Genomic DNA, 21684 nt, shown 5'->3' on the forward strand with positions numbered 1-21684 from the left:
TCCGGGCCGCCAAACCTTCTCTCCGACACCTGCGGGCCGGATACACAAACCGTCTTAGCCGCGGATGCGTTTCACAACCGCATCCCGCTGGTCTCGGTTCTGCCGGATACGCAGGACTTCCAGGCGCCTCTGCGCAATGCCGTCAACCAGGCCCTGGCGATTAAGTCGGATGCCGCATTCCAGGTCGTCGCCGAGGCACCGGCCACAGGCAACCCGGATACCGATGCGAAAACCCTCGCCGGGCTTACCCCGAGGCGCAGGCCATCGCCAAAGCCATTGTCGCAGACGGTGTCGCAGCATCGCGCGTTTCAACCGGCGCCAAAACTGCGGGGCTGGATCAGGTCATTCTCGTCTACGTCAAATGATCTTCGCCCCTGCTCTATTGATGCCGCTCCTGCGGCAGCTGGATCCGGAACGCGCGCATAACCTGTCTCTCAAGGCGTTGCGCTGGGGCTGGTCGGTACCGACAACACGCCGGACGATCCCTGCCTTTCCACGCAGGCCTTCAGCCGGACACTCTCGAACCCGATCGGACTTGCCGCCGGGTTCGATAAGAACGCCTATGCGGTCACGGCATTGGGGCGGTTGGGCTTCGGGTTTGTGGAGGCCGGCACCGTCACCCCGCGCCCCCAGCCCGGAAACCCGCAGCCCCGGCTGTTTCGCCTGGCCGAGGACAACGCCGTTATCAATCGGATGGGCTTCAACAATCAGGGACTGCAAGCCTATCTTGAAAACCTGAAACAGGCAGACAAAACCCGCCTCGTCCTTGGCGCGAATGTCGGGATCAACAAGGACGGCGCGGATCCGGAGCGCGACTACCCGGCGCTGGTCAAGGCGGTTGCGCCGCATGCCGACTATATCACGATCAACATCTCCTCGCCCAACACGCCCGGCCTGCGCGACCTGCAATCCGAGGAACGGCTGGCCGGCATCCTGGCCGGCATCGACAGCCCGAAGCCGGTTTATGTCAAAATCGCGCCGGATTTGTCGGAGGAGGGGCTGGAAGCCGTCATTGAAGTCGCCATTCAGCATAAAGTGAGCGGCCTGATCATCGCCAACACGACCATCGCGCGCCCGGATACGCTAAAAAGCCCGCTGCGGCGTGAGGCTGGGGGCTGTCGGGCGCACCGCTGTTCAACGCCTCCACCGCGATGCTCGCCCGCGCCTATCGCCTTGCCGGGCGGCAGCTCACTTTTATCGGCGCGGGCGGGGTGTTCACCGCGGAGGACGCGCTGGCAAAACTCCTGGCCGGCGCCTCCCTGGTGCAGATCTATACCGGCTTCGCCTATCAAGGGCCGGCCATGCTGCCAAAACTCAAACACCGGCTCGCGGCCTTGCTGAAGGACCGCGGCTTCAGCACCGTATCCGACGCCGTGGGAGCAGGATTATGACCGGAATCGGCGAGCTTTGCGCTGCGTATGACGGGTTTATCGTCGATCTCTGGGGCGTTGTGCATGACGGTTTCGCCCCTTATCCCGGCGTTCTCGATTGCCTGACTCGCCTCAAGGCGGCGGGTAAACGCGTGGTCTTCCTCTCCAACGCCCCCCGCCGGGCGGCGGGGATTGCCAAATTTCTCGCCAGCATGGGCGTCACACCGGCCTTGCATGACGGCGTCATGTCCAGCGGCGAAGCCGTCTATCTGGGTTTGAAGACCCGCACCGACGAGTTCGCCACCCTTGGCAAACGCCTCTACCATCTCGGCCCGCCCCGCGACCGGGACGTGTTCGACACGCTCGATTATGAAGAGGCCGCCTCTCCGGAGGTCGCTGATTTTGTCTTGAATACCGGACCGGATGACGAGCTGGGTCCGCACAACCCTGATCTCTACCAGCCAGCACTTCAGGCCTGCCTGAAGGCTGGTCTGCCGATGATCTGCGCCAATCCGGACCTCGAAGTGATGAAGGGCAAGGACCGCATCATCTGCGCCGGTTATCTGGCCCAGCTTTACGAGGCGGAGGGCGGCCGCGTCATTCAGCGCGGCAAGCCGGATGCGGCAATTTACAAGCCGACACTCGCCTTGCTCGGTACGACACAGCAGCGCACCCTGGCCATCGGCGATTCGCTGCGCACCGATATTTCCGGCGCGAAAGCCGCCGGCATCGATAGCTGCTGGGTTCTCTCCGGCATCCACGCCCTACATCCCGAGCAGGCGCCTGCGGAAGCGGCAGCCTCGAACCTCTCTCCCACCGCCATCCTGCCAGGATTTTCCTGGTAAGCCTCCGAAAGGACAGACACATGAAGACGATCCTGATCACTGGCGCGACAGCCGGATTCGGCGCCACCTTCGCACGGCGTTTCGTCAAGGACGGGCATCGGGTGATCGCCACCGGACGGCGCGTCGAACGGCTGGAGGCGCTGAAGGCGGAACTGGGCGAGCATGTTCACATCGCGGCTCTGGATGTAACCGATACGAAAGCGGTCGCCGGCTTCGTCGCCGCGCTGCCGGAGGCGTGGCGCAAGATTGACGTGCTGGTGAACAATGCCGGTCTTGCCCTGGGGCTGGCTTCCGCCTGGGAGGCCAAGCTGGATGATTGGGACACGATGGTTGCGACCAACATCACCGGCGTCCTGCATATGACACGCGCCATCCTGCCGCAGATGGTCGAGCGCAATGACGGGCTGATCCTCAATATCGGCTCGATTGCGGGCTCCTACCCCTATCCGGGCGGAAATGTGTATGGCGCCTCCAAGGCCTTCGTGAAGCAATTCTCCCTCAATCTGCGCGCGGATCTGGTGGGGCGGAATGTCCGCGTCACCGATATCGAACCCGGGCAGGTCGGCGGCTCCGAGTTCTCCCAGGTCCGCTTCGGCGGGGATCAGCAACGCGCCGCCAAGGTGTATGAGGACACTGAATCCCTGACCCCGGACGATATCGCCGAAACCGCAAGCTGGCTGGTCAGCCTGCCCGCGCACATGAATATCAACCGGATCGAAATGATGCCGACTTGCCAGGCTTCCGGACCTTTGACGGTGAAGCGCCAGCCCGCCTAAAATACAACGAACCCGAAACAACTATAGACAATCATAGATTGCATTCATAACCTGTCCCCAACTCCAGGGCGGACAGGTCATGAGCATCGCGCGGGTCAACAGCTTCGCCTTTTCCGGCATCGACGCCCAGCGCGTCGAGGTTCAGGTTCAAATCGCCAGCGGCTTGCCGGCGTTTCTCATGGTGGGTTTGCCAGACAAAGCCGTGGGCGAGGCGCGTGAGCGCGTCCGCGCGGCCTTGACGTCGATGGGTTTGGCGCTCCCGCCCAAGCGCATTCTCGTCAATCTTGCCCCGGCCGATATGCTGAAGGAAGGGAGCCATTTCGACCTTCCGGTCGCGCTGGCGGTTCTCGCGGCGATGGATATCCTTCCCGCCGAAGACCTCTTTGCTTTCGCCGCGCTGGGCGAATTGTCGCTCGATGGCCGCCTCAATCCCGCCGCCGGCATTCTGCCCGCGGCCATCGCCGCACAAGGGCAGGGTTGGGGGCTGATCTGTCCGGCCTCACAAGGTGCGGAAGCCGGTTGGGCTGGCGACATGACCATTCTCGCCGCCCCGGACCTGCTGAGTTTGATCAATCATTTTCGCGGCACCCAGCTGCTCGCCCCGCCGCCGCCAGGCACACTGGGCGCCGGCGCACCGAGCTTGGATCTGGCCGATGTCAAAGGCATGGATGTCGCCCGGCGCACGCTGGAGGTCGCCGCGGCAGGCGGGCATAATCTGCTGATGATCGGCCCGCCCGGTTCGGGCAAATCCATGCTGGCCGCAAGGCTGCCCGGGCTGCTCCCGGACCTCACCCCGCGCCAGGCGCTCGAGGTCAGCATGATCCATTCCGTCTCGGGCATGCTCACCAATGGCCAGCTCGTCACCCGGCCACCATTTCGCGATCCGCATTTTTCAGCCAGTCCGGCGGCGATTGCCGGCGGCGGCCTGCGGGCGCGCCCGGGCGAGATCTCGCTCGCCCATCGCGGCGTGCTTTTCCTCGATGAAATGCCGGAATTTCCGCGGGCGACACTGGAGGCCCTGCGCGCGCCCATGGAAACCGGCCAGACCACCGTCAGCCGTGCCGCGGCGCATATCACCTACCCGGCGCGATTCCAGCTTGTCGGCGCGATGAATCCCTGCCGCTGCGGCTATCTGGGCGATGGCGGGCGTGAATGCGGCCGCGCCCCGCGCTGCGGGAAGATTACCAGAGCAAACTTTCCGGTCCGCTGCTGGACCGGATCGACATCACCATTGGCGTAATGCCACTCAGCCCGCGCGAGATGAGCTGGATCCCGGCAGGGGAAAGCAGCGCGGTCGTGGCCCAGCGCATCGCCGAGGCCCGGGCCCGGGCGATCCAGCGCTATGGCGAGGACGGCCCTGGCTCAAACGCCGAAGCCGGTCCGGATCTGATGCCAACCACCATCGAGGCGCGCGAATTTCTGGAACGGGCAGCGGAAAAATTGCAACTCTCCGTGCGCGGCCAGATCAGGGCGCTGCGCGTCGGGCGCACCATCGCCGATCTTGCCGGTGCGCAGGAAACTCAGCGTTTTCATATCGCCGAAGCGCTGACCTACCGCCATAAGCTGCCACAACAAGCCACCCTTGAGCGCCTTCGAGCCACCGGCCATTAGCTTAACGTGCGACGATTTACCCCTGACGAGCATGCAAAAAATCTCTTGCCGCCTTACGGCGTTAAAATCTGCTGAACCCGCGCCTGGAACGCGGCAATGCCATTCTCCCGGCGCAACCGCTTCAAGGCGTTCGCACGCAGCCTGGTCCACAAAGCTTCATCGGAGTCGAGACGCAGAATTGCCCTGGCAAAGGCTTCGGCGTCGAGCGTTGGCACAGCCAATACCTCCTCGCCATCCCGCCAGCCAAGCTGCTCGGCCAGAAGCGTCGTCACAATGCAAGGCACACCGTGCGCCGCAGCCTCGTAAATTTTGTAGGGCGTACCAGCGGCAAAGCGCGTCGGCGCCACGAAAATCCGTGCGGCTTCATAAAGCGGCCTGGTCTGCGCCACCTCGCCAAGCGCCCTCACCCCCTCGCTCATCTTCAACCCGGCAAGTTCAATGCCTGGCGCGCAATATCCCGCGACAGTGAGCAGCGGCGCAGACACGGAGGCTTGCGCCAAAACCGGAAAAATCTCTTGGGTATAATAATTTAACGAATCGGCGTTGGGCGCGTCCGCTTCATGAACCGCACCGATGAAAAGCAACCCGCTACGCGCCGCGAATCCGGGTTTTGTCGGCGTCGCCTCGCGGTAGGTTCCTAATATCTCAACGGTCTGGCCACGCACGCGCTGTAAGAGCTGCGCCTCAGCCTGATTGACCGCAATGATACGCGCCAAATCAGGAAGGTCAGCGAACTCCGCCTGGAGCGCTGTGTCGAGATCAAAGCCTGTTCGCATCATCGCGGCTTTCGTCGCAGCGCGGCAACTGGCGAGCGCCTCTGTGTCCAGAATCACCGGCACCTCATTGCCGGATTCGATGAGCAGCGTGCGCAGCCGGCGCAGATTATGCGTTCGCGCGACCCAGATGCGCTGATAATCCTCTCGCCGCTCGCTTAAAAACGCCTTGATGTCGCCGAACGCCCGGTCATAAAGCACTTCCGCCCGCGCTGGCATGTCGCCCAGCAGGCTCATCACGTCATATGGCGCGCCGTTCATCGGCAAGACGTGAACATCGTAACCGGCTCGGTCTATCGCGTGGACAATGTCATTCGAGCGCACGAACCCTGAGCCAAGACGCCGCAAGGGACCGTATCTTCGATGAAGAGCAGCTTGGGCCGGCCGCTCCTCTCGCGCACCCGCGTCGGGGTCTGCCTGCCAGGCGATGGCTGCGCTTGCAGAAACGCCTTATGTCGCTCGCGAAAAATGCGCCGTCCGCGCCGCATCAGCGCCATGGATGCTTCCGGTGTCACCGCGCTGCCGAATTCCAGATGCTCGACGCTGACCGCGGGATCGTAAACAATCCTGTATCCGGCCTGCAACATGCGCACGCATAAATCCGCATCTTCATAATAGGCCGGCACGAAGGCTTCGTCGAAACCGGCCAGCGCCTTCACCAGCGCCGTGCGGCAAAGCAGAAAGACGGCGGAGCCATAATCGACATCCCGCACGAAATTGGCTCCCGGCGCGAGCGGGGATTCGCCGCGCAAATAGCCGCTTGTGGTTCCGTCATCCCAGATGATCGAGCCCGCTTCCTGCAGGCAGCCATGGGTTCGGACGATCTTGCCACACACCGCGCCGATATCCGCAGCGGCGCTGAGCCGCGCCATGGCAGACGCGACGGCGCCAAATCCCAGCGCAACGTCGTTATTCAGATAAAGCAGGCAAGGTGCCGCAACATGCGCCAAGGCCTGGTTGCACGCCTTCAGGAACCCGACATTCTGCGGGTTTCTGAGCAGCGCCATCCCCCGCACATAGTGCTCGATCCGGCGCGTATCATCCTCTGAGGCATTATCGACCAGGATGAGTTGGATCTTCCCCCCAAAATTCTGCCGCAGCGACGCCAAGCTTCGCATGGTCAGCTCAAAGCGCCCATACGCGACCATGATCACTGCGACATCCGGCGTGCCGGCAAACGAGAAATCCAGCCCCTGCCTGGCAAACAAAGCGAGATCGGCGCGGGCCTTGCGGATGAACCCCTCGCGGGCTGGATACTCCTCCAGCCCGGAGCGTTTAACAGGCGGGCTGTAAGCCAGCCCCTCCGTCAACCCGGCGCGCCTGAAATGCGCGAAGGCATCGCGAAACAATCCGGCGTTCAACGCATCCCTTACGGACCTGTGCATATCGCGATAATAGGCCAGATCGATCTCGGCCGATGGTTGCCGCAACTCGAAGCACCCGTGCTGGACGAATTGCTGATAGGCGTTGCGGTACAACCCCGCCGCGATGGCCGCATCAATATCCGGATAACGCTGGCGATAGAAACGCTCGGAGAATTGCGGGACGGGATCGAACAGCTCCGGCGTGTCGTTGGTGAGATAGTGATGCAGGGCGGCGAGATAATCGCCGCGCAAGATCGCCTGCTTCGCCACGGGATGCTGTTCAACATACCATGCCGGGTCGAAATAGATCGACGGCGCCAACTCGTCACGGCCAGAGCCCAGACAGGCCAGGAAATGAACATAGGGGCCCGGCCCGTCGATTTCCTCCGCCGAGCAGGAAGCTGCCAGAGCCTGGTCGCGGTAATAGGGCGCATCGAACAGATAATGCCCCACCCGCGCTTCGCTCTGCCCGGAGCGCAGATAATGATCATAGCGCCCGAAACAGCCGTGAAGTTCGAGATTCTCCAGGCTCATATCGTCGTAAAGTTCGGCATAGAGCGCGTCGTCGAACAGCCAATGCGGAGAGACACCGCGCCAGCCATGCTGGCAGTAATGATCGAACCCGGACGCGTATTGGCCGGATCGCACCAGCGCCGCCACGTCCGGGTTGCTGGCGAGATAATAGGCTTCATCAAATAATGGTGACGGGCTGTGCCCCAGCCTGGCCCCGACCTGAAGATAATAGTCCAGCGCCGCCGCTTCAGGGGCATCTACACATAATGCCCGCGCATCGGGATAATGATGCAGATACCAGCCACGATCGAACATTGCCCAGGCCGGCCTGAGCTTGGCATCGCTGCGCAGAAGAAGGTGAGCGGCTTGCGGCATTTACGCCCATAGGTTGCACCGCGCCGCCTTGTTGGCAAGCCGCAACAAACAGCTCAGCCGCCGGAGAGCACCTTGAACATGGCTCTGGTCAGGCATGAGAGCTCGTCCGGCGAGATTGTGAACGCCGGTGTGAGGTACACAATATCCCGGAACGGCCTGATCCACACACCTTGCGCCATCAGCTTCTGGCGCAGCCCGGCGGGGTCCTTGATCGCGTCCAGCTGCACGACGCCGATGGCCCCCATCACCCTGACATCCTTCACCCCAGGCAGGGCCCGGCAGGGCTCCAGCTCGCGCGCCAGCTGTACGGAAATCGCCGCCACCTGCTGCAAGCGCGGCTCGGTTTCAAACAGATCCAGCGAGGCATTGGCCGCGGCACAGCCAAGCGCATGCGCCATATAGGTCGGGCCATGCATCAAGGCGGTCATCGGGCTGTCCGAGAGGAAGGTCTCAAACAGCCGGTCGGTCGCGATGGTCGCGGCCAACGGGCTGGTCCCCCGGTCAGCGCCTTGGACAAGGTGACGATATCCGGCGCCACCCCCGCCTGCTCGAAGGCAAACATGCTCCCGGTGCGCCCGAAACCGGTGAAAATCTCATCGAAAATCAAAGTCAGGTCATAATGGTCCGCCGCCGCGCGGAGCCTCTGCAGCACAGCAGGCTCGTGAAACACCATCCCCCCGGCGCCCTGCACCAGCGGCTCGACGATGATCGCGGCAAGGCTCTGATGCTCGCGCGCCAGCAGCGCCTCGAAAGCGGCGATGCTGGCGGCATCCCGTGGCAGCGGCACCACCGGATTGTCCGGCAATAGCCCGGCAAAAAGGCTGTGCATCCCTTCCTCAGGATCGCAGACCGCCATCGTGCCGATGGTATCGCCATGATACCCGCCGGCGAATGCCAGCACCTTGGTCCGCCCCCGCAATCCGCGATTCAACCGGGACTGCACCGCGATCTTGATCGCGACTTCGACCGCGACCGAGCCGGAATCGGTGAAAAAAACGCGGTTGAGGTCACCCGGCATCAGTGCGGCGAGACGTGTGGAAAGCTTATACGCCGCTTCATGCGCCAGCCCGCCGAACATCACATGCGGCATCGCCTCCAGCTGCCGGGCCACTTCCTGTCGCAGATGCGGGTGGTTATAGCCGTGGCAGGCCGTCCACCAGCTCGCGATGCCATCGATCAGCGCGCGACCATCCTCAAGGATGATCCGCGCCCCCTCGGTGCGCGCCACAGGCGTCGGCAACGGCGCTGTCTGCATCTGCGCATAAGGCAGCCAGACATGCCGCCAGCCGGTCTCCAGCCAGGACATCTTACTGCGCCGGCTGCAGACCCAGCTTGGCGAACAGCGCCTCATCGCGCGGCACGGTGGCGTTCTTGGTGGTCAGCAGCTTCTCGCCATGGAAGATCGAGTTCGCCCCCGCCATGAAGCACAGCGCCTGCGCCTCGTCGCTCATCGCCTCACGGCCGGCGGAGAGACGCACATAGCTCTTCGGCATGGTGATGCGCGCCACCGCGACAACCCGCACGAAATCGATCGGGTCGATCCTCTCCGCCTTCGCCAGCGGGGTACCCTCGACCGCGACCAGCGCGTTGATGGGCACGGATTCCGGCGGAGTCGGCAGGCTGGCCAAGGTGGCGATCAGCCCGGCGCGGTCGCTCTCATCCTCGCCCATGCCGACGATGCCGCCACAGCAGACATTGATGCCCGCGTCACGCACCGCATCCAGCGTATCCAGCCGGTCCTGGTAGGTCCGGGTGGTGATCACCTTGCCGTAATATTCGGGCGAGGTGTCCAGGTTGTGATTGTAATAATCCAGCCCCGCCGCCTTCAGCTTCCGGCTCTGGAACGGGTCCAGCATGCCCAGCGTCACGCAGGTTTCCATACCCAGCGCCTTCACGCCTTCGATCATCTCGCACACCGTGTCGAGATCATGGTCCTTCGGGCTGCGCCAGGCGGCCCCCATGCAGAAGCGGCCAGCGCCTTTCTCCTTCGCGGCGCGCGCCTCTTCCAGCACCGTCTCAATCGCCATCAGCTTCGAGGCCTTGGTCCCGGTCTCGTACTCGGCGGCCTGCGGGCAATAGCCGCAATCCTCCGGGCAGCCGCCGGTCTTGATCGAGAGCAGGGTCGAAATCTGGACGCGCGTCGGGTCGAAATGCGCGCGGTGAACGCTCATCGCCCGGAACAGCAGCTCCGGAAAGGGCAGATCCAACAAGGCCTGCACCTCGGCGCGGGTCCAACGGGCACGGATTTCGATATGGCTTTCAGGCACGGCGCAGAACACTCCAGACGCGGCAATATCCTCCAGACTAACCTCAAGCAAACTCTGAGGAAAGACCCGGTGGCCCATGCCGGCTATTCGGGTAGTGCAGGCGGCATGAAAGGCTATTTTGTCACCGCCACTGGCACCGATACCGGTAAAACCTTCTGCACGGCCGGGCTTTTGCGCGCCAACCCGGCCCTGCGGGCCATCAAACCGCTCTTATCCGGGTTCGAGGACGGCAACGCCGCCGAATCCGATTCCGGCCAACTGCTTGCCGCGATGGGCCGGACCGTTGATGCCGCGCAGATCGCCGCCATCACCCCCTGGCGCTTCAAGGCCCCGCTTTCGCCTGACATGGCGGCGGCGCGCGAAGGCCAGAGCATCTCTTATGAGGCCTTGCTCGCCTTCTGCCGTGCCGAGTTGGCGCGGGGGACCACGCTGATCGAGGGGGCCGGCGGCGCGGCGGTTCCTTTGACCGAGACCCGGATGACAGCGGATTGGATCAAGGATCTGAACCTCCCGGTGCTGCTGGTCACCGGCAGCTATCTGGGCAGCATCAGCCATTGCATCACCACGGCTGAGTTCCTGTTGCGCCGTGACATTCCTATCCGGGCGATTCTTTTGAATGAAAGCCCGGTGGCCCCGGTGCCCACCGCCGAAACCGCAGCCGCGATCTCCCGCTACCTGCCCTGCGACATCGTCACCATTCCCCGGAATGCGCAAACGGGGGATTTCGCACCCCTCGCTCTCAGCCTCTGAGGCTGGCTATTTCCTGAGCGCCATTTTGATCGGCCCGTGCGCGCGCCCGTGGGTGAATTGCTCCACCACCGGATCGGTCGTGGTCAGCAGCTCCGGCGCCGGGCCGGTCCAGCTGATCCGCCCATCATAAAGCATCGCCGCCTTGTCGCCGATGCGCTGGGCGGAGGCCATGTCATGGGTGATGGCGATCGAGGTGCTGCCCAGCTTTTTAACGCAATCGACGATCAATTCGTCGATCACGGCCCCCATGATCGGGTCCAGCCCCGTCGTCGGCTCGTCGAAGAACATGATCGCCGGCCGCGCGGCGATCGCCCGCGCCAGGCCGACGCGTTTTTGCATGCCGCCGGAGAGTTCGGAGGGCGACAAGCCCGCCACATCCGCCCCCAGCCCGACCTGGGCCAAAACCTCGATGGCCTGATCCCTGGCCTTCGCCCGGCTCACCTTGCGCTGCGCCAGCGGGCCGAAGGCGACATTTTCCCAGACCGACAAAGAATCGAACAAGGCGCCGTTCTGGAACAGCATGCCGATCTGCTGACGCAAAGCCCGCGCCTGCGCGGCGGGGCCTTCAGCACATCCACCTCGTCAATCTCGATCACCCCGGCGTCAGGGGTGACCAGCCCGAGTATGGATTTCAGCAACACCGACTTGCCGGTACCGGACCCGCCGATCACCACCAGCCCGGTGCCGGCGGCGATATCGAGATCCACCCCATCCAGCACCTTCTTCGCCCCGAAATGCTTTTTCAGCCCCCGGATACGGATTTTAATCTCGCTCATTTGACGAACAACACCTGTGTCAGCACGTAATCGAGCGCCAGAATCAGAATGGAGGCCGAGACCACCGCCGAGGTCGTCGCCGCGCCGACGCCCTGGGCGCCGCCGCGCGAGCGATAGCCATTAAAGCAGCCCATCAGCGCGATCACGAACCCGAACACCGCCGCCTTGATCAGGCCGGAGACGACATCCTGGCTCTGCAGATTGGAAAATGTGCTGGTGAGGTACCCACCGGAGGAGAAGCCCAATTTCTGCGTCGCCACCAGAAACCCGCCCATCACCCCAGAATATCGGCCATCATCACCAACAGCGGCAAGGCGATGGTCGCGGCCAGCAAGCGCGGCGCCACGAGATATTTCATCGGATCGGTGGATAAGGTGGAAAGCGCGTCAATCTGGTCCGTCACCCGCATCGTGCCCAGCTCGGCGGCGATCGCCGCACCGGCGCGCCCGGAGACCATCAGCCCGGCCAAAACCGGCCCCAACTCGCGCGTCACGGAGAGCACCACCACCGAGGCAATGGCGCTTTCCGCGCCGAAGCGGGAAAAGCCGGTATAGGATTGCAGCGCCAGCACCATGCCGGTGAACAAGGCGGTGAGCGCCACCACCGGCAGCGAGAAAAAACCGATTTCCATAAAGGCGCGGGCCAGCTGGCGCGGATAAAAGGGCGGCCGGACCATATGCGACACGCCGCGCAGCGCGAAGATCCCCAGCTCGCCGATATACTCCACGACCCCAAGCACGAGCGCGCCGAGCCAGGCCACCGCATCCAACAGGATCGTCATGCGTCGATATATCGCCGCTCATAGCGGCGCCCCAAAGAGGTCAATATTTCATAGCCGATGGTCTGCGCTTCACGTCCAAGCGCATCCGGACCATGGGCCGGATCGAGGAGGGTGAGCAGATCGCCCGGCTTGGCCTGCACGTCGGTCACGTCGAAGGTGGATAGATCCATCGACACCCGGCCTACCAGGGGAACCGGGGTATCGTCAAAAACCGCGCTGCCGCGATTTGAAAGGCTGCGATGCAGTCCATCCGCATAGCCCACGCCGATGGTGGCGATCCGGCTCGGGCGCTGCGCGGTCCAGGCACCGCCATAGCCAACCGAGGTGCCGGCTGAATGTCATGGATCTGCAGGATCGGCGCCCGCAACCTGACCGCCGGCCGCATCGGCTGGGCCTGCGCGGGGCTGGTATTGAGCCCGTACAGCGCAGCCCCTGGACGGATCAGATCCAGATGAAACGCCTCGCCCAGGAAACTGCCGGGCGAATTCGCGATGCTGCGTTTCGCCCCCGGAAATTGCCCCGCCAGCGCCAGAAACCGGGCCAACTGGTCGCGGTTGCGTGGATCATCCGGCATCTCGGCGGCAATGAGATGGGTCATCACCGTGTCAACCACGATCCCCTCCAGCCGCGCCGGCTCCTCCCGCAAAACCGTCAATTCCTGCACGGAGAGGCCCAGCCGGTTCATGCCCGTTTCCAGGTGCAGAAAGGCCGGCAATTTGCGCTCCAGCCGGCCGGCCGCCGCGCGCCATTGCTCGACGTCATGCAGCGAACCCAGAACCGGGGTCAACCTGTGCGCTATGAAAGCCGCCGCGCTATGCGGCGCCACCCCGTTCAACGCCAAAATCCGCGCATCGGGCAGAATTTCCCGTAGCGCCACCGCTTCCGCCAGATGCGCGGTAAAAAAGGTCGTGCAGCCCGCCGCCGCCAGGGCCGGCGCCACCCGCGCCGCACCCAGCCCATAGGCGTCGGCCTTCACCACCGAAGCGGCCTCCCCCTTGGTCATCCCCGCCAGCAGCCGCCAATTGGCAACGACAGCGCCGAGATCGATGTCGAGAAAGGCCGTCACATCATCTCATCATTATGGTGGGTATCGAGATTTTCGAACCTGGTGAACTCGCCTTCGAACAGCAAATCGATTTTGCCGGTAGGGCCGTGACGCTGCTTGGCGACGATCAGCTCGGCCTTCTGGTAAACGGACTGCATATCCGCCTTCCATTTCTCATGCGCCTCCTGATATTTCGCCTCGTTCTCGAAGGTGGTGATCTTCGGCTCGCGCTGCGCCAAGTAATATTCATCGCGGTAGATGAACATCACCATGTCGGCATCCTGCTCGATGGACCCTGATTCACGCAGATCCGAGAGCTGCGGGCGCTTGTCGTCGCGGCTTTCCACCGAACGCGAGAGCTGAGAGAGGGCAATCACCGGCACCGCCAGTTCCTTGGCGATCGCTTTCAACCCCTGGGTGATCTGGCTGATTTCCAGCACCCGGCTTTCCGGCTTGGTGCCCAAGGCCGGGCGCATCAGCTGCAAATAATCCACGATCACCAGCCCCAGCCCCTGGGTACGCTGCAAGCGCCGGCAACGGGTGCGCAAGGCGGAGAGGGTGATCGCCGGGGTATCGTCGATCACCAACGGCACATCCGCGATCTCCCGGCTGACCCGCACGAAGGTGTCGAAATCCTTGGTCGAGATCTCGCCACGGCGGATCTTGTCGCCCGAAACCCGCGCCTGCTCGGCCAGAAGACGGGTGGCCAGCTGGTCCGCGCTCATTTCCAGCGAAAAGATCGCCACGCATTGATTGGCCATGGCGTTCGGGTTCTCGGCCCGGGCATTATTCAGCATCGCCTTGGCGGCCCCGAAGGCAATCTTGGTCACCAGAGCGGTCTTGCCCATGCCGGGGCGCCCGGCGAGAATCACCAAGTCCGACTTATGCAGACCACCGGTGCGCTTGTTCAAATCCCGCAGGCCGGTATCCAGGCCGGAGACCGAGCCCTGGTTGCGGAACGCCTTTTCCGCCAGCTCGATCGCCGCGACCAGCGCGTCGTGAAAGGAGATCCCCTTGCCTTCGGCGCCGCCCTTGGTGGCGAGGTTGAACAAGGCCTGCTCGGAGCGCTCGATCTGCGCCTTGCCGTCCAGCTCGGCTTCCGAGGCGAAGGCGTCATTCACCATCACCTCGCCGATATCGATCAGTTGCCGGCGCAGCCAGGCATCATGGATCAGCCGCCCGTAATCGCCGGCATTGATGATGCCGACCATGGCGGAGAGCAGCTGCGCCAGATAGGCGGTGCCGCCCACCTCCTCCAGCACGCCGGAGTGCTCCAATTCGGCACGCAGCGTGATCGGGTCGGCCACCTGATTTTGCTCGCACCGCCGCGCGATGGCCTGAAAGATCCGGCCATGAATCGGGTCGGCGAAATGCTCGGGCGCCAGGAAGTCCGAAACGCGCTCGAACGCCTTGTTATTCGCCAGAAGCGCGCCCAGCAGCGCCTGTTCAGCCTCGATATTACTGGGCGGGAGACGCGAGGGCAGGCCGGTGGAGGGAGGGTCGTAGGAGTCCATGCGCCTGTCTCATACCCCATGTCGCTTCCCCCCGCCAGGGCAGGCGACATGGATACAGCCTCGCCCCCGGTGTATAGCGGGGACAAGCAGGAGGCGCATCATGACCACCGCGGCGAAGCGGCATTTCGATCCGGCACGCCTGTTCCACCCGGCCTCCATCTGCCTCAGCGGCAGCCTGACCAGGCTTGGCGCAAAAGTGCTGGCGCATCTGCGCGCCGGCGGCTTTGCCGGCCCCATCGGCACGGCCGAGCATGATCCGGTAGTGAATGCCGATCTGGCGCTGGTCGCGGACGACGCGCCGGACATTCCGGCCGCCCTGGCCGCGCATGCGGCGCGCGGGGCGCGGGGCGCCATTGTCCTGTCTTATATGCAAGGCCCCGGCCTGCGCGAGATGGCGCTGGCGGCGGGCATCCGCACGCTCGGGCCGCATAGTTTCGGCATGGTGCTGCCCGGGCTGGGGTTGAATGCCAGCCCCCTGCCGTTTGTGCCGGGCAAAGGCCGGGTGGCGCTGGTCGGCCAGTCCTCCGCCATCGCCCGCACGGTCATCGACTGGGCGGTGCCGAACAAGGTTGGGTTCAGCCATCTGATCGGCATTGGCGGCAATGATGCGACAATCGGCTTCGGGCTGGTGCTCGACCATCTCGGCCGTGACCCCGGCACGGCGGCAATCATGGTCGAGATCGACCGGCTACGCGACCCGCGCGCCTTTTTCTCTGCCGCGCGCATGGCGGCACGGCTGCGCCCGGTGGTCGCCATTGCCCCTGGTTTGCGGCTGAAGGACCCGAACGGTGGCGCCTATGCCGGGATGGAAGCCGCTCTGGCACGGGCCGGCGTGCTGCTCACCGCTTCGGTCAGCGAATTCCTGGCCGCGGCCGAGACGCTAACCCGGGTGAAGCCCGCCCGCGGCGAAACCCTCGCCATCGTCACCAATTCAGTCTCTCTCGGGCGCCTGGCCGCCGATGAGGCGCTGCGCGCCGGGCTGAAACTCGCCACCCTCTCCCCAGAATCGGCGCAAATCCTCAGCCTCGCCGCCAACCGGGTGCCGCCCGCCACCGGGCCGATTTTCGCTGGCAAGAAAAGCCCGACCGCGATGGCCGACATCGCCGCCCTGCTCTCCTCGGCGCCGGAGATTGGCGGCATTCTGGTCATCCACGCGCCTTCTGGCGAGGATGACGGCGCCGCGATCGCGGCGCTGACCGCCTGCGCGAAGACCGTGAAGATCCCGTTGCTGATCGCCGCCATGGGCGAGGCCACCGGGCTTGGCCACCGGCATACGCTGAGCCAGGCACGGCTGGCCTGTTTCGACAGTCCGGAGGCCGCCATCGCCGGGTTCCGGCATCTGCTGGAAAACCGCCGCAACCGGGCCCAGGCGCGCGAGCTTCCCGCCGCCGCGGTGCTGCAGGTACAGCCTAACAGCGCCAGCGTGATGGGACGCATCGAAGCCGCCCGGGCCGAGCGGCGCGACCAGCTGGTGCAGGACGAGGCGCTGGCGATCATCGGCGCCTATCATATCCCGACACTGGAGAGCCGCCACGTCAACACCCCGGGCGAAGCCGCCGCTGCCGCCGCGACGCTGGGCTTTCCGGCGGTCCTGAAACTCGCCCATCCGGACATGCCGACCCACCTGCTGGCCGGCTCCGTGGTGCTTAACCTGCCCGACCCCGACGCCGTTCTCGCCGCCGCCCGCGCGATTTTGAACCAGCTGCAGAGCCTGAAGGCAGATATCAGCAAGGCCGGTTTCGTCGTACAGGCGCAGGCGCCCCACGGCACCATGCTGCGGATCCGAGTCAGTGACGACCCGATGCTGGGCCCCGTGATCAGCTTTGGCGAAGGTGGCGGCGACCCTGAGACCATCTCCCATCTCAGCACCGGCCTGCCGCCGCTCAACCTCACTTTGGCGCATGCGATGATCCACCGCGCCCCGATCGCGCGCCAGTTGGTGGCGCATCGCGGCCAGGCGGCGGCGGATGAAGAGGCCATCGCCGCGACCTTGGTCCGGGTCTCGCAGCTGATCATCGATACGCCTGAAATCCAGGCGCTCGATATCGACCCTCTCTTCGCCTCACCGCTCGGCGCGGTGGCGGCCAGCGCCCGCATCTGGCTGCGCCCTGCCGGCGCCGCGCGCCCGGCTCTGGTCATCCCGCCTTACCCGAGTGAGCTGATCCGCCATTACACCGCCCGCGGCCAGAATTTCCTGCTGCGCCCGATCCGCCCCGAGGATGCCGACGCCCATGCCGCGATGATCGCGCGCTTCTCCTCGGAAGATATGCGCTACCGGTTTTTCTCACCGATGAAGCAATTGCCGATCGAGCAGATCGTGCGCCTCGCCGATGTCGATTATTCCCGCGAGATGGCGATGATCGCCGTGCATGAGGCGACGGGCGACACGGTCGGCGTCGCCCGGCTGGTCTGCAACGACACCGATGGCACCTCGGCCGAATTCGCCGTCGCCATCGATCCCGGCGCCAAGACCTTCGGCCTCGGCACGGCGCTGATGAAAAGCGTCATCGAATGGGGCCGCGCCCAGGGGTGAAAGAGATTTCCGGCCAGATTCTGGCGGATAACGCGCCGATGCTGGCCTTCATCAAACGGCTCGGCTTCAGCCTCGCCCGCATGCCCGAGGAACCGGACATCATGGAAGCCACCCTCGCCCTCTGACCGCCGCCCGCTGCCCCCGCCAGCGGCGATGGCCTGCCATGCCTGACCAATCCTGGCTTTTCGTACAGATTTCCAACAATTCCTCTTGAACTCCCCGCCCCGTCATGCTTAAGCCGCGCCTTCCCTGCCGGGTGCGTGGCATCGTGCCCGGCTATGCTCACCCCAATTCCGGGCGGCCCTGACCAGGGCCTGAGCTGATCAAGCCAGAGGGGGACATATGCCGTTATATGAAACCGTGGTGATCGCGCGCAGCGAGATCACCCAGGCGCAGGCTGACGCCGTCGCCGACGCCGCGATCCAGACCATTGAAACCGATGGCGGTGCCATCCAGAAGCGCGAATATTGGGGCCTGCGCCCGCTCGCGTACCGCATCAAGAAGAACCGCAAGGGTCATTATATCCTTCTGGGCCTCAATGCGCCGTCCGCCGCCGTGCAGGAAATGGAGCGCCAGCTGACCCTGAATGAAGACGTGCTGCGCTTCATGACGGTGCGCGTCGAAGAGATCAACGAGGAGCCCTCCGCGATTCTCTCCCGCAAGGCTGATGAGCGTGACCGCAATTTCCGTGGTCCGAAGCCGGCTGGCCGCTTTGAATCCGGCCGCAAGCGCGGCTTCGACGAGCGTGAGGAATTCCGCGCCCGCGACGAATTCCGCGCCGACCGTGACGAGTATTCCGCTGAGGAGGACGTCTAATGTCCGAGACCAACGAACCGACCACCGGCCTGCGCCGCCCCGCCGTTGGCGCCCGCCGCCCGTTCTTCCGCCGGAAGAAATCCTGCCCATTCTCCGGCCCCAACGCGCCGGCGATCGATTACAAGGATGTGCGTCTGCTGTCCCGCTTCCTCTCGGAGCGCGGCAAGATCGTCCCGTCCCGCATCACCGCCGTCTCCGGCAAGAAGCAGCGTGAGCTGGCGAAAGCCATCAAGCGCGCCCGCTTCCTGGCGCTGCTGCCGTATGTGCTGAGCTGAGGAAGGATAGAGACCAATGGCAAACATTGAACTGATCCTGCTCCAGCGCGTCGAGAAGCTGGGCCAGATGGGCGAGCTGGTGAAGGTGAAGCCGGGCTATGCCCGCAACTTCCTGCTGCCACAGGCGAAAGCCGTGCGCGCCACCAAGGCGAACAAGGAGCGCTTTGAGAATGAGCGCGCTCACCTCGAAGCGCAGAACCTGAAGCGCCGCGAGGAAGCCGAGCGTGTGGCCGAGCGCGTCGATGGCCTGACCGTGACCCTGATCCGCCAGGCCTCCGAGGCCGGCGCGCTCTACGGTTCCGTCTCCAGCCGCGACATCGCCGAAGCCGCCACCGCGGCCGGCCTGGGCATCGAGCGTAGCCAGGTCCTGCTGGTGCACCCGATCAAGAATCTGGGCATTTCCGCCGTGCGCGTCGAGCTGCACCCGGAAGTCCATATCGAGATCAAGGTGAACGCCGCCCGCTCCGTCGAAGAGGCAGAGAAGCAGGCGCGTGGCGAGACCATTGCCCGCGAGGAAGACGAGCAGCCGGATCTCGGCCCGCTCTTCGGCCAGGAAGAAGAGGAACCGGCGGCCTAATCAGGCCCCGCACTCATTCCCGCGTCCCGTCGATTAAAAGAGGCCCTTGCAAAAAATGTAGGGGCCTTTTTTCTTGAACATCTTCTTTTAGCGGTGGTTAATAACTAGCTACGTTCAGTCTTGAGACAAGGAGACTGACGTGATCTGGCTGTATCGAAAGCTTTTGGATCGCTGCCTAGTCAAACTGGTGCGGCGCGGTTCCCTCCTCGTATTGTGGCCCGACGGGTCACGGACCGAATATGGAGGGAGCGAGGGGTTCAAGGCCGGTATACGGCTCAAAGACAACGAAGCCGTTAAGGGATTGGCCCTAAATCCAGGCCTCGCCGTCGGCGAAGCCTACATGAACGAAACCTTGATCCCGCTGAACTGTTCCATCCACGACGTATTGTGCGTGATGATGGATAATCTCCAGGACACCAACCTTCCCATCCTGAAAATCGCGGAAAATGCCGGGCGCCTGATGAGGCCCATCCTGCAGGCGAACAACGCCATCCGCTCCAAGAGCAATGTCGCCCATCATTATGATTTGAACGGGCGGCTCTATTCCCTCTTTCTCGACCGCGACCGGCAATATAGCTGCGCCTATTTCACCTCGGACGAGGTGACCCTGGAAGAGGCGCAGCTGGCCAAGAAGCGTCACATCGCCGCCAAGCTGAAGCTGGACCGGCCTGACCTCGAAGTGCTTGATATCGGCTGTGGCTGGGGCGGAATGGCCCTCACCTTGGCCAAGGAGTTCGGCGCCAAGGTCACCGGCATCACGCTCTCCGAGGAGCAGCTGGCCGCCGCCCGTGCCCGCGCCAAGCAGGAAGGGCTGGAAGATCGCGTCAATTTCGAACTGATCGATTACCGCGCCATGGACCGGCAATTCGACCGCATCGTCTCGGTCGGCATGTTCGAGCATGTCGGCGCGCCGAATTACGAAACCTTCTTCAGGACCGTGAAATCCTGCCTGAAGCCGGATGGCGTGGCGCTGATCCACTCCATCGGCCGCTTCGACGGGCCCGGTGCCACCAACCCCTGGATCGCCAAATATATCTTCCCCGGCGGTTACTCCCCTGCCCTCTCCGAGGTTCTGGGCCGGTGGAGAAAGCGGGGCTGCGTACCACGGATATCGAAATCCTGCGCCTGCATTACGCCAAGACCCTGGCGCATTGGCGCCGGCGCTTCGCCGCCAACCGGGATACGATCGCCTCGCTTTATGACGAACGCTTCTGCCGGATGTTTGAATTCTATCTCTCCGGCTCCGAGCTGACCTTCCGCCTCTCCGACCATATGAACTTCCAGATCCAGCTGGTGCGCCAGCAGGAAGCCCTGAAGCTCACCCGCGATTATATGTACGACACCGAACGCCGCGCCGCACAGCTTGCCTCCGCCGCGGAATGACGGATAAGGGAGCCATGTGGCTCCCTTTTTCAAAGCCTAAAATTCCCGTGGTCCAGCTGCGCGGCATCATCGCCGCGCGGCCGGGCATGTTGAACCTCGAAGGCTGCGCCCCGTTGCTGGAGCGCGGCTTTGCGCTGGCCAAGAAATCCGGCCATCTGGTGCTGGCGATCGAGAGCCCCGGCGGCTCGGCCACCCAGTCTGACCTGATTGGCCAGCTGATCCGCCGCCGGGCTGAAAAAACTGACATCAAGGTCACCGCCGTGATCGGCGATCTCGGCGCCTCGGGCGGCTATTGGCTGGCCTGCGCGGCGGATGAGATCTACGCCTCGCGCCTCTCCATCGTCGGCTCCATCGGGGTGGTGACGGAGGGCTTTGGCCTCAGCGATTTCATCGCCCGCTATGGCATCGAGCGCCGCACCCTCACCGCCGGCGCGAACAAGCGCCGCAACGACATGTTCGCGCCGCGCCGCGCCGAGGACGAAGCCTTCACCCAAAGCCTGCTCGACGATATCCATGTGATGTTCAAGGACTGGGTCCGCAGCCGCCGTGGCAGCCGCCTGACCAGCGATGAAACCCGCATTTTCGATGGCGGCTACATGCTGGGCGAGCAGGCCAAAGCCCTCGGGCTGATCGATGGCTTCGGCGATGTCGAGCAAATCGTAAAAGCCCTCGGCGGCGAGAAAGCCCGCCCGCTTTGGCTGAAACCCAAGCCGCCGCGCGGCCTCTGGCGCCTGATTTTCCGCAACGCGGCGGAAGCGATGCTGGATGTCGCCGAGGAACGCGCCGCAAGCATCCGAGTCAAATGACCATGTCCAGCCTGACCACCCGCCGCGCCACCCCGGCCGACACCGACTTGTTCCTGCAAATGTGCCGGGATTTCCACCTGGAAGACGGCTCCCCGCTGGATGCGGCCGGAGAAGCCACCATCGCCCATATCTGCGCGGGTGAAGCCCTGGCCCCCGCCTTTTTGCTCGAACATGAGGGCGCGCCAGCCGGCTTTTTCGTGCTCACGCTGGGCTACAGCGTCGAGAATGGCGGCACTGACGGGTTCATTGACGATATCTATCTGATCCCGGCTTTGCGCGGCCGGGGCTGGGCCGGCAAGCGGTGGGACTCGCCATCGCCGCGGCGCGCGAGGTTGGCATCCGCGTCCTGCTGCTGGAGGTGGAGGCGCATAATGAACGCGCCTACAGCCTCTACAGAAAAATGGGCTTCGCCGACACCAAGCGCCGCCTGTTGCGTCAGGTGATCGCGGAAGATTAGCGCCAGACTGTCAGCGCGCCGATAAATAGCAGCCCGAACACCACCGCCGCGACATTCAGCGCCAGAAATTTACCGAA

The 21684-nt window shown here is 64.0% G+C and carries 16 protein-coding genes and 6 pseudogenes; 13 read left to right on the forward strand and 9 right to left on the reverse strand.

Annotation, left to right across the window (positions count from 1 at the left end):
• Nucleotides 1-361 precede the first annotated feature (361 nt).
• From GT370_RS11380 to GT370_RS11395, 4 genes and pseudogenes are all read left to right on the forward strand, one after another.
• Nucleotides 362-1391: pseudogene (locus GT370_RS11380) on the forward strand (quinone-dependent dihydroorotate dehydrogenase).
• A complete protein-coding gene (locus GT370_RS11385; RefSeq protein ID WP_008494509.1) occupies nucleotides 1388-2215 on the forward strand; it encodes a TIGR01459 family HAD-type hydrolase in 828 nt (275 codons plus the stop codon). The pseudogene GT370_RS11380 and the gene GT370_RS11385 overlap by 4 nt, the downstream one beginning before the upstream one ends.
• 20 nt (nucleotides 2216-2235) lie before the next feature.
• Nucleotides 2236-2991: an SDR family oxidoreductase gene (locus GT370_RS11390; protein ID WP_008494508.1), complete on the forward strand. Its 756-nt coding sequence runs from the start codon at nucleotides 2236-2238 to the stop codon at nucleotides 2989-2991.
• Nucleotides 2992-3070: 79 nt separating this feature from the next.
• Nucleotides 3071-4602 (forward strand): annotated as a pseudogene (locus GT370_RS11395) (YifB family Mg chelatase-like AAA ATPase).
• A 53-nt stretch (nucleotides 4603-4655) separates the two neighbouring features.
• Here GT370_RS11395 and GT370_RS11400 read toward each other — a convergent pair.
• From GT370_RS11400 to bioB, 4 genes and pseudogenes are all read right to left on the reverse strand, one after another.
• Nucleotides 4656-5699 (reverse strand): glycosyltransferase family 4 protein, encoded by a 1044-nt coding sequence (locus GT370_RS11400; protein WP_270183088.1) that lies wholly within the window; start codon nucleotides 5697-5699, stop codon nucleotides 4656-4658.
• A complete protein-coding gene (locus tag GT370_RS11405; protein ID WP_270183089.1) occupies nucleotides 5669-7627 on the reverse strand; it encodes a glycosyltransferase family 2 protein in 1959 nt (652 codons plus the stop codon). Before GT370_RS11405 ends, GT370_RS11400 begins: the two co-directional genes overlap by 31 nt.
• Before the next feature lie 53 nt (nucleotides 7628-7680).
• A pseudogene (locus GT370_RS11410) lies at nucleotides 7681-8933 on the reverse strand (adenosylmethionine--8-amino-7-oxononanoate transaminase).
• A 1-nt stretch (nucleotide 8934) separates the two neighbouring features.
• Nucleotides 8935-9906 (reverse strand): biotin synthase BioB, encoded by a 972-nt coding sequence (gene bioB / locus GT370_RS11415; RefSeq protein WP_008494503.1) that lies wholly within the window; start codon nucleotides 9904-9906, stop codon nucleotides 8935-8937.
• Nucleotides 9907-9999: 93 nt separating this feature from the next.
• Between bioB and bioD the strand changes: the two genes are divergently transcribed.
• Nucleotides 10000-10644: a dethiobiotin synthase gene (gene bioD, locus GT370_RS11420; protein WP_008494502.1), complete on the forward strand. Its 645-nt coding sequence runs from the start codon at nucleotides 10000-10002 to the stop codon at nucleotides 10642-10644.
• A 6-nt stretch (nucleotides 10645-10650) separates the two neighbouring features.
• Here the strand turns inward: bioD and GT370_RS11425 are convergent.
• From GT370_RS11425 to GT370_RS11440, 5 genes and pseudogenes are all read right to left on the reverse strand, one after another.
• Nucleotides 10651-11420, reverse strand: a pseudogene (locus GT370_RS11425) (ABC transporter ATP-binding protein).
• Nucleotides 11417-12201 (reverse strand): annotated as a pseudogene (locus tag GT370_RS11430) (MlaE family ABC transporter permease). The pseudogenes GT370_RS11425 and GT370_RS11430 overlap by 4 nt, the downstream one beginning before the upstream one ends.
• Nucleotides 12198-12479: an alanine racemase gene (locus tag GT370_RS20865; RefSeq protein ID WP_333490073.1), complete on the reverse strand. Its 282-nt coding sequence runs from the start codon at nucleotides 12477-12479 to the stop codon at nucleotides 12198-12200. Before GT370_RS20865 ends, GT370_RS11430 begins: the two are co-directional and overlap by 4 nt.
• Nucleotides 12383-13267: an alanine racemase gene (locus GT370_RS11435; RefSeq protein ID WP_333489929.1), complete on the reverse strand. Its 885-nt coding sequence runs from the start codon at nucleotides 13265-13267 to the stop codon at nucleotides 12383-12385. Before GT370_RS11435 ends, GT370_RS20865 begins: the two co-directional genes overlap by 97 nt.
• Nucleotides 13264-14760 carry a replicative DNA helicase gene (locus GT370_RS11440; RefSeq protein ID WP_008494497.1) on the reverse strand — a complete coding sequence of 499 codons (1497 nt, stop codon included), beginning with the start codon at nucleotides 14758-14760 and terminating at the stop codon, nucleotides 13264-13266. The genes GT370_RS11435 and GT370_RS11440 overlap by 4 nt, the downstream gene beginning before the upstream one ends.
• Before the next feature lie 100 nt (nucleotides 14761-14860).
• Here GT370_RS11440 and GT370_RS11445 point away from each other — a divergent pair, with 100 nt between their 5' ends.
• From GT370_RS11445 to GT370_RS21465, 8 genes and pseudogenes are all read left to right on the forward strand, one after another.
• A complete protein-coding gene (locus GT370_RS11445) occupies nucleotides 14861-17293 on the forward strand; it encodes a bifunctional acetate--CoA ligase family protein/GNAT family N-acetyltransferase (protein ID WP_270183091.1) in 2433 nt (810 codons plus the stop codon).
• On the forward strand, nucleotides 17272-17418 hold the full coding sequence (locus tag GT370_RS11450; protein ID WP_270183092.1) for a hypothetical protein: 147 nt from the start codon (nucleotides 17272-17274) through the stop codon (nucleotides 17416-17418). The genes GT370_RS11445 and GT370_RS11450 overlap by 22 nt, the downstream gene beginning before the upstream one ends.
• Nucleotides 17419-17635: 217 nt before the next feature.
• Nucleotides 17636-18109: a 30S ribosomal protein S6 gene (gene rpsF, locus GT370_RS11455; RefSeq protein WP_008494495.1), complete on the forward strand. Its 474-nt coding sequence runs from the start codon at nucleotides 17636-17638 to the stop codon at nucleotides 18107-18109.
• Nucleotides 18109-18384, forward strand: a complete 276-nt coding sequence (rpsR, locus tag GT370_RS11460) for a 30S ribosomal protein S18 (protein ID WP_008494494.1) — start codon at nucleotides 18109-18111, stop codon at nucleotides 18382-18384. The genes rpsF and rpsR overlap by 1 nt, the downstream gene beginning before the upstream one ends.
• Nucleotides 18385-18400: 16 nt before the next feature.
• Nucleotides 18401-18961, forward strand: coding sequence for a 50S ribosomal protein L9 (rplI, locus tag GT370_RS11465; protein WP_008494492.1), 561 nt, complete (start codon nucleotides 18401-18403; stop codon nucleotides 18959-18961).
• A 148-nt stretch (nucleotides 18962-19109) separates the two neighbouring features.
• A pseudogene (locus GT370_RS11470) lies at nucleotides 19110-20344 on the forward strand (class I SAM-dependent methyltransferase).
• A gap of 47 nt (nucleotides 20345-20391) precedes the next feature.
• The gene (locus GT370_RS11475; protein WP_008494490.1) at nucleotides 20392-21150 is read left to right on the forward strand and encodes a S49 family peptidase; all 759 of its coding nucleotides are present in this window, start codon (nucleotides 20392-20394) and stop codon (nucleotides 21148-21150) included.
• A 301-nt stretch (nucleotides 21151-21451) separates the two neighbouring features.
• The gene (locus GT370_RS21465) at nucleotides 21452-21607 is read left to right on the forward strand and encodes a GNAT family N-acetyltransferase (protein ID WP_442865419.1); all 156 of its coding nucleotides are present in this window, start codon (nucleotides 21452-21454) and stop codon (nucleotides 21605-21607) included.
• Nucleotides 21608-21684 lie beyond the last annotated feature (77 nt).

The organism is Acidocella sp. MX-AZ03 (assembly GCF_027626035.1).
In the GTDB taxonomy this organism is placed as follows: Bacteria; Pseudomonadota; Alphaproteobacteria; order Acetobacterales; family Acetobacteraceae; genus Acidocella; species Acidocella facilis.